This window comes from Citrobacter sp. wls826 (genome assembly GCF_005281245.1).
Classification (GTDB): domain Bacteria; phylum Pseudomonadota; class Gammaproteobacteria; order Enterobacterales; family Enterobacteriaceae; genus Citrobacter; species Citrobacter braakii.
In genome coordinates, this window is record NZ_SZWS01000051.1 from 172,028 (window position 1) to 186,359 (window position 14,332).

Below are 14,332 nucleotides of genomic sequence, written 5' to 3' on the forward strand. Positions count from 1 at the left end.
TTACTCGACTCCTGTTAGTTCGGATTCGGTTTGCGGATAGAAGTAACGGTACTGGTAGCGTACCTGCCCGCGTGCCTGTTCCGGTGAGGCAAATTCCCCAATGCCTGACCACGCAAACATTGCGGCACCTGCCACGGTGGTTTCGGCGTCATCCAGCACTTTGACAGGTATCCCGAGAACATTCGCTTTGATCTGATTCCACAACGCGTTGCGGCTTCCCCCACCAACTAATAGCAGTTCAGTGGCCTGGAAATGACCGATTTTTTCCAGCGTATGGAGGTTTCGCTGCAGCTGTTCTGTCAGTCCCTCCAGCGCGGCGCGATAAAAGTGCCCACGGGTGGTATTGAGCGTAACCCCTTGCCAGCCCGCATTCTGACAGGCCAGCAGGTCGCAGTGCATCTTCACGCCTTCGGCGCCTGCCGGGATGGCCCTGGCTTCGTCAATCAGCGTCTGCCAGGGGGTGTCGGCAGTCCACAGCAGCTTACGCACCCACTCGAGTACACCGGAAGCCAGCCACTGCATGCCGGGGTTATTCAGTCCAGCCTGGCTATCCAGCTCACAAGTGGAACCCGCATATTGGCTGAGCTGGGAGGTATCCACCTGCGCACTGCGCACCATCAGAATTTCCCATGTGCCGGAAGAGAGCACCGGTTCATCTGGCTGGGCTCCAGCGCCAAATAGCGCAAACTGCGTGTCGTGTCCGGCAGAGATGACCGGAATTCCCGCCGTAAGCCCGAGCAAGCTGGCAGCCTCTGGTTGCAAAACCCCAATCTGTTCGCCTGCTTCAACCAGGCGCGGGAACAGACGGCGCGGTATGCCCGTAGCCTGCAAAATGTCATGACTAAAATCGCGCTGCCGGATGTCCAGCAGCTGACTGGTGCCCGCCATGGTGATATCTGTAGTGAACTCGCCGGTTAAACGGTGGTTGATAAGCGACGAGATAAACAACCAGGCGTGCGCCTGCTCCAGAAATTGCGGATGGTTTTCTTTCAGCCACACCAGTTTATACAGCGTGTTGAAGCTAAATGCGCCGACGCCGGAAATTTCCTGCAATTGCTGCGGTGATATGTAGCGGTGAATATTCTCCATCACCGCTGCGGTGCGTGGACATTTCCAGCTAATCACCGGATACAGCTGCTTGCCGTTCTTATCAACCAGCGCGCCGTCTACGCCAAAAGTGGTGACGGCGATCCCGCGGACATGGCAGGCGGCTAGTTGCGTGCAGAGGCGCTGACAGCAATCGGCGAAGCGTTGCAGAATGGCCTCCAGCGACCATTGATGCCAGGTACTGTTTTCTGTTGCGATGTCACTGGCGTTCGGGGTTGCTGCGCGGGCGACAATCTTTCCCTGTCGGTCAACGGCGATAGCCCGCACGTTGGTCGCGCCACAGTCGAGAACCAGGATAACGTCTTGTTTCATAATCGCTCCCCAAACGTAGCCGGATGGCGCAGCGCTTACCCGGCCTACAAAATTCACTGCGCAGGCCCGGTAAGCTTGCGCTACCGGGCCAGAGTCGCATTAACGCTTATACAGCGGGCCGTAGTTCTGGCAGGCGCGATAATCCTGGCCTTCCATATCCATACCATGGGCTGCCCAGGCTGAAGGGCGGTAAATTTTTTCGTCTTCCACGTTGTGCATACAAACCGGGATACGCAGCATGGCGGCGAGCGTAATAAAGTCCGCGCCCACGTGACCAATCGTCAGTACGCCGTGGTTTGCGCCCCAGTTAGCCATGACGGAATAGACATCGCTGAACGGGCCTTTACCGGTTAAGCGCGGAGCGAACCAGGTGGTTGGCCAGGTGGAGTTGGTGCGCGCATCAAGCTGGTCGTGCATCTCTTTAGGCAATTCCACGCTCCAGCCTTCCGCGATTTGCAGCACCGGGCCCAGGCCTTTGATGATGTTGATGCGGGTCATGGTGAACGGCACGCCGCCCTCGGTCAGGAAGCGAGAAGAATAGCCGCCGCCGCGGAAGTATTCGTGAATAGCCGGACACCATTCGGTAGCCGCCAGGCAATCATCCGCCTCTTTCTGTGAGATCTCCCAGTGCGGCTTCATGGTCGGTTTCCCTTCGCCGTCGCGCTGTTTGCAGGAACCATCCAGCGCTGCCGAGCCGGAGTTAATCAGGTGAATAATACCGTGCTCAGCAAGGCCGGTTAGCGGTTTACCCGTGACGCGTTCAACCGCCTCTGGCGACCAGTAGGTGCGCACATCGGCAAAGACCTGCGCTGTGCCGGTGAGTTGATGACCAAACAGCATCGCCACGCCGTTCAGGCTGTCGTTTTCGGTGGCGACAACGAACGGTTCGCGAATGCCGTTCCAGTCAAAGGAGCTGTTGAGCAGTGCTTCGGCGGTATCGCCATTCGGGTATTGATCGGTCCAGTGACGCTGGCCCTGGAAGCCTGCGGCAATCGCGTTGTACCCCAGCGACTCTTCAACCCGACCTTTGTCTGCCAGTTTCTGGTTACCCTGCATCATGTCGCGAATGCACATGGCCATCAGCAGGCTCTCTTTCAGCACCGCACGGCTCTGCTCTGCGTTACGCTTATATTGCTGTGCGTTCTGATCTTCACCGTAGCGGAAGTTTTTATCCGCCCACGCCAGCGCCATTTCCAGCTCAGCTTCGTCATAGATTTTTTGGTCGATGCGACGACGCAGTTCGGTCATATCAACGGGTTGAACCTTCATTCCCAGCCAGGATTCAAAGAAGTTATGATCGACAATCGAGCCAGCAATGCCCATTGAAACGCCGCCTACGGACAGGTAGCTTTTGCCTTTCATACTGGCAACCGCCAGGCCCGCACGGGCAAAGCGCAGCAATTTTTCTTCAACATCGGCAGGGATCGTGGTATCGCCGGCATCCTGTACGTCATGGCCGTAAATAGAGAAGGCGGGAAGTCCTTTTTGATTATGCGCAGCCAATGCTGCGGCCAGATAAACTGCGCCGGGACGTTCTGTTCCGTTAAAGCCCCAGATAGCTTTCGGGCGCATCGGATCCATGTCGATGGTTTCGCTACCGTAGCACCAGCATGGGGTCACAGTAATCGTCACGCCTACGTTCAGGCTGCTGAATTTTTCTTCACAGGCGGCAGATTCAGCCATCCCGGCAATGCAAGTGTCGGCAATCACACATTCAATTTGTGCGCCACAGGCGTGACGAAGTTTCTCTGTGATCAGCGCAGCAGTGGCTTTGGCCATATTCATGGTTTGCTCTTCGAGCGATTCACGAACACCCATACGGCGCCCATCAATCACCGGACGAATTCCAATTTTCGGTAAGCTATTTTTGTTCATTCGAGGTTCCTCATCTCACTTTATGCCGTGCTGCAAAAGCGGATGTTGAACACCACCGTCGCAGTTGGCTGAATAACCCATTTTTGCTAACTCGAGTTAGCTTAGGTATTGGAGAGTTTTTTGCACAACTTTTTTGTTGTGGAACTGTGAGAGGCTTCACGAGAAGTGGTTAAAATTCGATCTGCGTCAAATAAACCAGGACGGGTATTTTCAATAAATCCTTTTTAAATTAATTGGTTGTAATAAATTGTCTGTTCAGCGTCACAGTTTTAAACCAAATGATTTGGCTATTTTGAGTAGCTAAAATAGCTTTAAAAGGCACTTCGCTAACTCGAGTTAGCATAATTGATAAAACGCATATGAACTTATAGGTAGTATTCGCATTAACGGTGACGATGGCTTCCTGGCAACGTTTTGCGCCTGATTCACTGATTGCAGTTTCTGTATATTGAGGAAAGCAGCAATGTCTGAAACATTTTTACAGATGAGTCATATTACGAAACGTTTTCCCGGCGTATTAGCGTTGAGTAATGTGGATTTTGCTTTACGCAAAGGAGAGGTTCATGCGCTGCTGGGTGAGAATGGCGCAGGAAAGTCTACGTTGATGAAGATTTTATCCGGTGTTTATCAGCCTGATGAAGGGGATATTATTTTTGAGGGACAACCTGTTACTTTTGCGAATCCGTTGAGTGCACAAAGCGCAGGTATCACCATCATTCACCAGGAGTTTAACCTTTTCCCTGAACTCACGGTGGAAGAAAATATATTTATTGGCAGGGAGTTTTGCAAAAATAATCGCTGGCGTCTGGATGAAAAACAACAGCGACAGGCAGCTATCGATATTTTGCAAAAATTAAACCTGAATATCTCTCCAGAAACGCTGGTGGCCGATCTGACCGTCGCGCAACAACAAATGGTTGAGATTGCTAAAGCGATATCGGTGAATGCCAAGATTCTTATTATGGATGAACCGACGGCAGCGCTGACCGAAACGGAAATTGACAGCTTATTTCAGGTAACTCGTTTGCTGAAAGAACAGGGAACGGGCATTGTTTATATCTCGCACAGATTAGAGGAACTGGCGCTGATCGCCGATCGCGCGACGGTGATGCGGGATGGTCAGTTTATTGCCACTGTGGATTATGATGCGGTTAAAATTAGCGATCTGATTGCCATGATGGTTGGGCGCGATCTTGGCAATATCTATCCTCGCCGCGAACCTTTGGCTCAACGCAAACCGGTGTTGGAAGTAAGCGGTCTGACGCGCAATGGCGTATTAAACAATATTGATTTCACTCTGTATCAGGGCGAAATTTTGGGCTTCGCCGGTCTGATGGGGGCAGGACGTACTGAGCTGGCGCGGGCGATTTTTGGTGCGGATCCCATTGATGGCGGAACCCTCAAGCTGAACGGTAACGTGACGGTAATTAAAGATATTCCTGATGCTATCAAACAGGGTATCAGCTATTTAACCGAGGACAGGAAAAAAGAGGGGCTGGCATTAGGACTGTCCGTTGAGCGCAATATTATGTTGGGCAATTATCCTGAGTATTCCGATCGTTATGGCAACGTGGACAGCAAACGTTGTCAGAAAACCAGCGAAGAACAGGTGAAAGCCCTACGCATTAAAACACCACATTTAGAACAGGCTGCTCTGAATTTAAGTGGTGGTAATCAGCAGAAAATTATTATTGCCAGATGGGTGTGTAAAGACACCGATATTCTCATCTTTGATGAACCCACTCGCGGTATTGATGTGGGTGCCAAACTTGAAATTTATGAATTAATGAATCGACTGGTGGCAAAAGGGAAGTCAATTATCATGATCTCCTCTGAATTACCGGAAGTGCTGGGTATGTGCGATCGCATTTTAGTGATGCGTAATGGACGTATTACCGGGGAGTTAGCTTCTGATGACGCCACACAAGAAAAAATCATGCAATATGCGACGTTAGAGGACTAATTTATGACTATCTCTGTAACCTCTTCAGACAGCAATAATAAGAAAATAAAAATTAACAAAGAACTTTTAATGCGCCTTGCGCCGCTTTTGAGTCTGATTATTTTAGTAATATTTTTTAGCTTTGGTTCGCCATTTTTCTTTAACACTGAAAACATCATGACAATCGCTCTGCAAACTTCAGTGATTGGCATTATGGCGATTGGCGTTACCTTCGTCATTATCACGTCAGGAATCGACCTTTCTCTTGGCTCGGTGGTGGCCTTTTCGGGTGTTGCGGTAGGCATCAGCGCCACGCTGGGATTGCCTCTGCCCGTATGTATTCTGGCCGGGGTGCTGGCCGGTGGATTATGCGGCTATATCAATGGTCTGCTGGTCACCAAAATGACTATCCCGCCTTTTATCGCCACGCTGGGCCTGATGATGTCCGTCAGAGGCATCAATATGGTGATGACAGATGGTCGTGCGATTTATTTCGCTGATTACCCCACCTTCAAAATGCTGGCCCAGGGACGTCTGTTCGATGTGTTGCCTTATCCCGTTTTTTACCTGGTGGTGGTGGCGCTAATCGCCGCCTACATCCTGAAGAAAACGGTGATTGGTCGCTATGTTTACGCTGTGGGTAGCAATGAGGTGGCCGCACACCTTTCCGGTATTAAAGTTCAACGCGTCAAAATTTTCGTCTACGCCTTTTGTGGTCTGCTGACCGGGATCGCCGGGGTTATTCTGGCCTCACGTTTGAACTCTGGTCAGCCAACGGTTGGCGTGGGTTATGAACTGGAAGCCATCGCGGCGGTTGTTATTGGCGGTACGAGCCTGATGGGAGGAATTGGCACCATCGGCGGGACTATCATCGGCGCATTCATTATGAGCGTGTTGAAAAACGGTCTGAACCTGATGGGGGTTTCCCAGTTCTGGCAAATGGTGGCCATGGGCGTGGTGGTCATTGCTGCGGTTTATCTCGATACATTACGCAAAAAAATTCGTTGATTTACGCTCCCGGAAGTCACGGGGCATCATAACCCTGACGTTTAGGGTGACTCACTCAGAACGGAGTAAAACAATGAGAACCAGGAATTTTGTCTATGCGTTATCCCTGCTGGCCTGTATGACATCCAGCGTATTGGCTAAAGATATGAACCTTCCGGTGGTCAGTAAAGGTTTCCAGCATGAATTCTGGCAAACCGTAAAAATGGGGACGGAAGCGGCAGCAAAAGAGTCGGGTGATAAAACCAGCTATGTTGGCCCGGCGGATGAAACTCAGATTGCCGAGCAGATTCAGCTAGTTGAAAACGCGATGGCGCAAAAACCCAATGGGCTATTGCTGGCAGCGTTAGATGCCAATGCGCTGGCGCCATTAGTTGAGACCGCAAATTCACGCGGCATTAAAGTTGTGACGTTTGACTCCGGCGTGAATTCCGATATTCCAGTGAGCTTTGTCGCCACGAATAACCGTAAAGCCGGTGCTGAAGCGGCGGATGCACTGGCAGCGGAAGTGGGCAGCAAAGGTAAAGTGGGCATTATTGCGCACGTAGCGGGGACCTCCTCAGCGATTGAGCGTTCGGAAGGGTTTATTGCCCGCATGAAGGAGAAATACCCGGAAATCCAGGTGCTACCGGTCCAGTACAGCGATGGCGATCCGCAAAAAGCGATGGATAAAACCATCGATATGATCCAGGCCAACCCTGATATTGCAGGGATTTATGGCACCAATGAAGGCTCAACGCTGGGCGTAGCAAACGCCATTGATAGTCAAAACCTGAAAGGCAAAGTGAAAGTGATTGGTTTTGATAGCACCGAGGCAATCATTGCTTTCCTGAAGTCTGGGGTCATTCAGGGCTTTGTCGTGCAGGACGCTTATCAGATTGGCTACCAGGGTATCAAGACACTAAATGCAGCGGTATCGGGTCAGTCTGTACCGAAAGAAATTGATATTCCGGTTAAATTCGTTAATGCGAAGAACATTGACACCCCGGAAATTGACAAGCTGTTACACCCATTCGGTAAAAAATAACACCGTTGGGGCGACGTGCTCGCCCCATCATTCGCCAGCGTCAGGGAGTTACTATGGGCAGTGGATATTTCCTCGGTGTGGATGTCGGTTCCGCCAGCGTCAGGGCTGGTGTCTTTGATGCCAGTGGCAAACGGCTGGCTTTTGCGACACACGCCATCTCGCAGTTTCGACCCGGTCCTGAGCGGGTTGAGCAGTCATCTGCAGAAATCTGGCAGCAGGTTTGCCATGCAGTGAAGGAGGCGGTGTCGTCATCCGGGGTTCGCATTGAGGAGATTCGCGCATTGGGATTTGATGCCACCTGTTCATTGGTGGCACTGGATGAACAGGGGCGGGGTCTGGCGGTTTCACCAGGCGAACCATCGGACCATAACATCATCATGTGGATGGATCATCGTGCGGCGCAGGAGACGCAACGTATAAACGCCACGCAGGATCCGGCTCTGCGCTACGTTGGCGGTGAAGTCAGCGTCGAAATGGAGCTTCCTAAAGTACTGTGGTTGAAAAACCATTTTCCAGCCACCTGGCAGAGTGCGCATCGCTTCTACGATCTGGCGGACTTTCTGGTCTCTAAAGCTACCGCCTGTGATGTTGCTGGTCTGTGCACGCTGACGTGTAAATGGAACTATCTGGCACATGAACAACGCTTTAGCCACTCCCTGCTTGACGCTGTTGAGCTAACGGATTTGTTGGGAAAAATCCCGTCGCGGATCCTGCCGCCAGGCGCTGCCGTTGGAACGCTTAGCGCCGATGCGGCCCAGGCGCTGGGGCTGACGACTGCAGTGGTCGTCGCCAGCGGAATGATTGATGCCCATGCGGGCGGAGTAGCGCTTGCCGGTGTTGAGCCTGAGGGGACGTTGGCGTTGATCAGCGGAACGTCAAATTGCCATATGCTGTGCAGTGAGCAGGAGATTCATACACCTGGTGTATGGGGGCCGTACTGGTCAGCCATGCTGCCAGGCTACTGGCTGACAGAAGGGGGGCAAAGTGCCGCTGGGGCGTTAGTCGACTGGACACTTCAGGAGTCAGGAGCCAGCGCGGCACTATTTCACAAGGCTGAGGCGCGGGGTTGCCATCCCATCGTTTTAGTTAATGAATGGGTTGCCGCACTTGAGGCGCTGGAGCCAGAGCCTGGTCGTTATTTGCATGTGCTGGCCGATCACCACGGCAATCGTTCACCGCGCGCGCGACCCGATGCCCGGGGGAGTGTTTGCGGTTTGACTCTTGAGCGAGGCGAGATGCAGGTTGCTCGTCTGTACCTGGCGACATTACAGGCGATCGCCTGCGGTACGCGGCATATTATGGAAGTGATGCGCGAAAACGGTCACACCATTTCCCGACTGACGCTGTGCGGCGGCGCAACGCATAACCCACTGTGGTTGCGAGAATATGCCGATGCCACCGGATGCGATATTCATCTGATGCAGGAAGAGGATGCGGTGACGTTAGGGGCGGCCATCACTGGCGCGGTTGCCTGCGGCGCGTGGGAAAATATTCCATCTGCATGCCAGGCGATGGTTCGATCAGGCGAGGTGATTAAGACTAACCCGGCACGGCGGAACTTCTATGACCGCAAATATCAGGCTTATCTGATGATGTGGGATCAGCAGCAGGCGATTAACCAACTTATGCAGTAAGACAAAAGTTTAAAATACTTTTATGATTGTAGATTGACGTTTTTGGATGTGAACTGGGGCATATAAATGGCTAAAACAGTAGAACAGATAGCCAGCGATCTGAATTTATCGGTTACGACCGTACGACTGGTGCTGAACGGGAAAGCAGAGCAATATCGAATCAGTGTCAAAACCCAAACGCGTATTAATGAATATGTCGAGCGCTATGGTTACGTCATTAACCATTCAGCACGCAGCCTGAAATTGAATAAAACGGATACGTTGGGATTGATTGTGCCCAATATTTCCAACGTGTTTTTTGCCACACTCGCAGAAAAACTTGAGCAACGCTGTCGTCGTTCCGGTTATCAGCTAACGATTAGCTGTACCTATGACGATGTTGATTACGAAAATAAACTGACCAAAGCGTTAATAGCTCGCAATGTCGATGGCCTTTTTATTGTTCCCTCAACATTAGAGAATCAGCAGCACCATTTACGTCAGGTCAGAAAACCGATGGTGTTACTTGACCGTGATTTTAAGTATACCGATAACGCTCTGGTAGAAAGCCATAACATTTTGGGCGGCGAAAAATTGACGCAAAGTTTGTTTGACGCTGGAAAGTCGCCGATCTGGTTTTTGGTGGGAGATACCGGATTACCCAGCATCGGCGACCGTTTGCAAGGTTATCTTAATGCATTGAACAATAATGGTATTTTGCATAGCGATTGGGTGCGCGAAGGGCCGGACAACACGCCCGAGGGGGGTTATCGACTGATGGATGAGTTGATCGGCGAACAGGGCTGCCCACAGGCATTTATCGCCTCATCATTACCCGTACTGGAGGGGGCCATTAACGCTATTCGTAATCGTTTTGGCACAATTCCACCTGAAATTAATATTGGGACATTCGATGAACACCCAATGCTGGGATTCCTCGCCAATAATGTCTGGTCAATGCAGCAGGATGAAAATGTTTGGGCGGAAAAAGCGTTCGATATGATGATGAGTGCTATTGATGACCAGCCAATTAAAGAAACTGTAAAAGTTGAGATGAAACTTATTAAGCGCGTAAGACAACCTTAATACGCCGCTATAAATAAATCGGCCTACTGAACCTGAATATATACGTTCAGTGGCTGCCTGTATCTGAAACCTGACCCGTCTTACTCTGCGGCTGCATTTTTCGCAATAAAGACGAGGGGAAACTGTACCCGGAGAATCATTATGGAAAGAATGCGTTTGTCGCGAGAAATCATTGAAACCTGCCTTGAAATGACCAGCCTTGGATTGAATCAGGGGACGGCGGGAAATGTGAGTGCGCGTTATGAAAATGGGATGCTGATCACGCCCAGCGGTATTCCTTACGAAAGACTTACTGAAAATATGATCGTGTATGTAGATAACGACGGGAAATATGATAAAGGACAATTACCCTCCAGTGAATGGCGTTTTCACCTGGCGGCATACCAGACGCGTCCCGATGCCAATGCGGTTGTCCATAACCATGCCGTACATTGCACGGCCGTTTCTATTCTTAATCGCCCTATCCCGGCAATTCACTACATGATTGCGGCGGCTGGGGGGAACTCTATTCCGTGTGCGCCTTATGCGACGTTTGGTACACGAGAGCTGTCAGAGCATGTGAGCGTCGCCCTGAAAAACCGTAAGGCAACGCTTTTACAGCACCATGGGTTGATTGCTTGTGAAGCGAATTTGGAAAAAGCACTGTGGTTGGCGCATGAAGTGGAAGTTCTGGCCCGCCTTTATCTGAGCACGCTGGCGATTGTTGACCCGGTGCCGGTGCTGGATGACGAGGAGATCGCCATTGTGCTGGAGAAATTCAAATCTTACGGATTACGCATTGAAGAGTAATTTCGCATAGCGAAAAGGAGAAATACGATGGCGAACAGAATGATTCTGAACGAAACGGCATGGTTTGGCCGGGGAGCTGTTGGTGCATTAACCGATGAAGTCATCCGTCGTGGTTATCGCAAAGCGTTGATTGTGACTGATAAAAATCTGGTGCAGTGCGGCGTTGTCGATAAGGTGACTTCCCGAATGGATGCTGCTGGTCTGGCATGGGAAATCTATTCAGGCGTTATTCCTAACCCAACCATTGCGGTGGTGCAGGAAGGGTTGGGTGTCTTTCAGCAAAGCGGCGCAGACTATCTGATCGCCATCGGCGGAGGCTCCCCTCAGGATACCTGTAAAGCGATTGGCATTATCAATAATAACCCTGAGTTTGCGGATGTACGCAGCCTTGAAGGGTTATCGCCAACGCGCAACCCGAGCGTGCCGGTTATGGCTATCCCCACCACCGCGGGAACGGCAGCGGAAGTGACCATTAACTACGTGATCACTGACGAAGAAAATCGGCGTAAGTTTGTTTGTGTCGACCCCCATGACATCCCACAGGTAGCGTTCATCGATGCAGACATGATGGACGGCATGCCAGCGGCGCTAAAAGCCGCCACCGGAGTGGATGCCCTGACCCATGCTATTGAGGGGTACATTACGCGGGCGGCGTGGGCGCTTACCGATGCGCTGCACATTAAAGCCATTGAAATGATAGCTGGGGCATTACGTGGTTCCGTTGCGGGCGATACCCAGGCCGGGGAAGCGATGGCGCTGGGCCAGTACGTGGCCGGGATGGGCTTTTCCAACGTTGGTCTGGGATTAGTGCATGGAATGGCACACCCGTTAGGCGCGTTTTATAACACGCCGCACGGCGTAGCAAATGCCATTTTGCTGCCGCACGTGATGCGCTATAACGCCGAATTCACCGGGGAAAAATTTCGCGATATCGCCCGGGTGATGGGAGTTAAGGTTGAAGAACTGACGCTGGCAGAGGCACGTAAAGCGGCAGTAGATGCCGTCTTCGCCCTTAACCGCGATGTAGGGATCCCACTGCATTTACGCGATGTTGGCGTACGTAAAGAGGATATTCCTGCGCTGGCACAGGCGGCATTTGACGATGTTTGTACCGGGGGAAATCCCCGTGAAGCGAATCTTGGGGATATCGTTGAGCTGTACCACACCGCCTGGTAATTTTTCAGCGTGACGGCGTGAAAGCCTTATCCGGCCTACCGGGGTGTTCGACGTGTAGGCCAGATAAGCACAGCGCCATTTGGCAACAGACCTATCGCACCAACCGTAATTGCTGCAGGTTTCCGTCGATATGTAAGTCCGTTTGCAGCCGTGCGATATCGCGACACAGAAACGCCATCTCCTGGTGCTTCTCTAGTTTCTTGCGCCACTTGTCCGGTACTTCATCAAGATGCGCGTAAATGCCTTCCAGATGTTGAAACTGTACGAGCAGCTGCGTGGCGCTTTTGGGACCAATACCTGCAACCCCCGGTACTTTCGAACTGCTGATCCCGGCCAGTCCCCAGTAATCAGGCAACTGCTGCGGCAGCACGCCAAACTCTTTCTCAATAAACGGTGCATCCAGCCAGCGCTTCTGGAAGTAGTCACGAATACGCAGCGTCGGGGAGAGCAACTGACAATAGCCTTTATCGGTTGAGACGATGGTAGCCTGATGTCCCGCCTGGCTCACTTTAACCGCCAGGGTTGCGGCTAAATCATCGGCTTCATTCCCGCTGGAGACCCAACAGCAGACGCCGCGCTGTTCAAAAGCGGCGCGTAAGGCGGGCATTTCCTGGTGCAATTCATCAGGCATCGGGGGGCGACCTGCTTTGTAGTCAGGCAACCGTTGGTGACGCCAGCCGCTGTTGCGCGCTTCATCATCGAATACCGCCACGGCGTGCGTAGGCTGACTGTGCACAATCAACTGATCGAGCGCGTGCTGGCACGTCTCTACGCAGGGTGAGCCCTGTACGGCGTGAATGCGGCGGATAAGGTTCAGTGCATCGACAATGAGCAGGTGGACGGCCACGGTGTTCTCCCTAACAAATAAGTTTGTAGGGTAACATTCACGGCGAGGGGAGGCGAGTGTTGCGAAATAGCGTTATCCGTAGACCGGATGGCGGCGAGCGCCTCATCCGGCCTACAGATCCTGAAACGTGGTGGGACTTAATCGCAGGTGACAATCTTCATCGCCAGACCGCCGCGAGATGTTTCACGGTATTTGGCGTTCATGTCTTTACCGGTTTCGTACATGGTCTCGATGACTTTATCAAGGCACACGCGCGGTTCGCTGGTACGGCGCAGCGCCATACGTGCGGCGTTCACTGCTTTAACCGAAGCAATGGCGTTACGCTCAATGCACGGTACCTGCACCTGGCCGGCAACCGGATCGCAGGTCAGACCCAGGTTATGTTCCATACCGATTTCCGCCGCGATGCACACCTGCGTTGGGCTACCGCCCAGCAGTTCAGCCAGACCGGCCGCAGCCATGGAGCAGGCAACGCCGACTTCACCCTGACAGCCCACTTCGGCGCCAGAGATAGAGGCGTTCATCTTGTACAGTGAACCAATGGCGCTCGCGACCAGCATGTAGCGTGCCAGCGAGTTAGCATTCACTTCGCGGATAAACTTGTCGTAGTACGCCAGCACGGCAGGAACAATCCCGCATGCGCCATTAGTTGGCGCCGTAACCACGCGTCCACCGGCAGCGTTTTCTTCGTTCACGGCCAGCGCGAACATGTTGATCCAGTCAACAACCGCCATCGGATCAGTGGTGGTTTTGTCGCTGCTGACCAGCATACGACGCAGCGCCGCCGCGCGACGTGGAACGCGCAGTTTGCCCGGCAATACACCTTCGGTGGTGATGCCGCGCTCAATCCCGCTGCGCATGACGTCCCAGACGTTGGCGAAGTGTTGTTCCAGCTCTTCTTTGCTGTGCAGCGCCAGTTCGTTTTGCATCATCAGACCGGAAAGCGACAGGCCGGTTTCCTGGCAATGACGTTGCAAATCAGCCGCAGATTTATACGGATACGGCACGTTTACCGGAGAGTTGTTCGGTAAACCAAAATGTTCTTCATCAACGATGAACCCACCGCCAATGGAATAGTAAGTCTGGCTATAAATGGCCTTTTCGCCCGCCAGTGCGGTAATACGCATCCCGTTTTCGTGCAGAGACAGATTGTCCGCATGGAAATTCATGCACTTGTCGACCGGGAACTCGACCTCATGTTGACCGTCTGCCAGCAGCAAACGTCCATGAGTATTCACATCCTGGATAAAGGCCGGGATGGCATCAATGTCTACGGTATCCGGCAGATTACCCGCCAGGCCCATAATAATCGCGATGTCGGTATGGTGACCTTTCCCCGTCAGAGACAAAGAGCCATAGACATCAACCACTACGCGGGTTACGTCAGTGAGAATTCCGCGTGCAATCAGGTCATCCGTGAATTGTTTGCCTGCTTTCATCGGGCCAACAGTGTGGGAGCTGGAAGGGCCAATGCCGATTTTGAAAATATCGAATACGCTAATCATGAGGCGTCCATTGTGTATCGAGGTGCGCCGCCCCGAGGAGCGGCGCAG

11 protein-coding genes are annotated in these 14,332 nt (G+C 52.3%); 7 read left to right on the top strand and 4 right to left on the bottom strand.

Going from position 1 to position 14,332, the window contains the following annotated elements; genetic code table 11:
- A complete protein-coding gene (gene fucK, locus FDW87_RS12380) occupies positions 1-1,419 on the bottom strand; it encodes an L-fuculokinase (RefSeq protein WP_019077592.1) in 1,419 nt (472 codons plus the stop codon).
- A gap of 99 nt (positions 1,420-1,518) precedes the next feature.
- A complete protein-coding gene (gene fucI / locus FDW87_RS12385) occupies positions 1,519-3,294 on the bottom strand; it encodes an L-fucose isomerase (RefSeq protein ID WP_047357907.1) in 1,776 nt (591 codons plus the stop codon).
- Positions 3,295-3,757: 463 nt separating this feature from the next.
- Between fucI and FDW87_RS12390 the strand changes: the two genes are divergently transcribed.
- The 7 genes from FDW87_RS12390 (at position 3,758) to fucO (ending at position 11,932) form a co-directional block, all read left to right on the top strand.
- Positions 3,758-5,257 carry a sugar ABC transporter ATP-binding protein gene (locus FDW87_RS12390; RefSeq protein ID WP_046276142.1) on the top strand — a complete coding sequence of 500 codons (1,500 nt, stop codon included), beginning with the start codon at positions 3,758-3,760 and terminating at the stop codon, positions 5,255-5,257.
- A gap of 3 nt (positions 5,258-5,260) precedes the next feature.
- A complete protein-coding gene (locus FDW87_RS12395) occupies positions 5,261-6,244 on the top strand; it encodes an ABC transporter permease (protein ID WP_003034055.1) in 984 nt (327 codons plus the stop codon).
- A 73-nt stretch (positions 6,245-6,317) separates the two neighbouring features.
- Positions 6,318-7,268 carry an ABC transporter substrate-binding protein gene (locus tag FDW87_RS12400; protein ID WP_016157361.1) on the top strand — a complete coding sequence of 317 codons (951 nt, stop codon included), beginning with the start codon at positions 6,318-6,320 and terminating at the stop codon, positions 7,266-7,268.
- A 53-nt stretch (positions 7,269-7,321) separates the two neighbouring features.
- Positions 7,322-8,902, top strand: a complete 1,581-nt coding sequence (locus FDW87_RS12405; protein ID WP_049040358.1) for an FGGY-family carbohydrate kinase — start codon at positions 7,322-7,324, stop codon at positions 8,900-8,902.
- A 66-nt stretch (positions 8,903-8,968) separates the two neighbouring features.
- Entirely contained in the window at positions 8,969-9,967 is a 999-nt protein-coding gene (locus FDW87_RS12410) for a LacI family DNA-binding transcriptional regulator (protein WP_016154251.1), read from the top strand.
- Between the two features lie 141 nt (positions 9,968-10,108).
- Positions 10,109-10,756 carry an L-fuculose-phosphate aldolase gene (gene fucA / locus FDW87_RS12415; RefSeq protein ID WP_003034062.1) on the top strand — a complete coding sequence of 216 codons (648 nt, stop codon included), beginning with the start codon at positions 10,109-10,111 and terminating at the stop codon, positions 10,754-10,756.
- Positions 10,757-10,783: 27 nt separating this feature from the next.
- Positions 10,784-11,932 (top strand): lactaldehyde reductase, encoded by a 1,149-nt coding sequence (gene fucO, locus FDW87_RS12420; RefSeq protein ID WP_046276144.1) that lies wholly within the window; start codon positions 10,784-10,786, stop codon positions 11,930-11,932.
- A gap of 91 nt (positions 11,933-12,023) precedes the next feature.
- Here the strand turns inward: fucO and xni are convergent, their stop codons facing one another.
- Positions 12,024-12,779, bottom strand: coding sequence for a flap endonuclease Xni (gene xni / locus FDW87_RS12425; RefSeq protein ID WP_049040359.1), 756 nt, complete (start codon positions 12,777-12,779; stop codon positions 12,024-12,026).
- Between the two features lie 137 nt (positions 12,780-12,916).
- Entirely contained in the window at positions 12,917-14,284 is a 1,368-nt protein-coding gene (locus tag FDW87_RS12430; protein ID WP_019077586.1) for an L-serine ammonia-lyase, read from the bottom strand.
- Between the last annotated feature and the right edge of the window lie 48 nt (positions 14,285-14,332).

Bases quoted from the DNA above. Each gene is read 5' to 3' on its own strand.
- FDW87_RS12410 (WP_016154251.1), top strand. From the start codon at position 8,969: ATGGCTAAAACAGTAGAACAGATAGCCAGCGATCTGAATTTATCGGTT.
- FDW87_RS12400 (WP_016157361.1), top strand. From the start codon at position 6,318: ATGAGAACCAGGAATTTTGTCTATGCGTTATCCCTGCTGGCCTGTATG.
- fucA (WP_003034062.1), top strand. From the start codon at position 10,109: ATGGAAAGAATGCGTTTGTCGCGAGAAATCATTGAAACCTGCCTTGAA.
- FDW87_RS12405 (WP_049040358.1), top strand. From the start codon at position 7,322: ATGGGCAGTGGATATTTCCTCGGTGTGGATGTCGGTTCCGCCAGCGTC.
- fucI (WP_047357907.1), bottom strand. From the start codon at position 3,294: ATGAACAAAAATAGCTTACCGAAAATTGGAATTCGTCCGGTGATTGAT.
- fucO (WP_046276144.1), top strand. From the start codon at position 10,784: ATGGCGAACAGAATGATTCTGAACGAAACGGCATGGTTTGGCCGGGGA.
- FDW87_RS12395 (WP_003034055.1), top strand. From the start codon at position 5,261: ATGACTATCTCTGTAACCTCTTCAGACAGCAATAATAAGAAAATAAAA.
- fucK (WP_019077592.1), bottom strand. From the start codon at position 1,419: ATGAAACAAGACGTTATCCTGGTTCTCGACTGTGGCGCGACCAACGTG.
- FDW87_RS12390 (WP_046276142.1), top strand. From the start codon at position 3,758: ATGTCTGAAACATTTTTACAGATGAGTCATATTACGAAACGTTTTCCC.
- FDW87_RS12430 (WP_019077586.1), bottom strand. From the start codon at position 14,284: ATGATTAGCGTATTCGATATTTTCAAAATCGGCATTGGCCCTTCCAGC.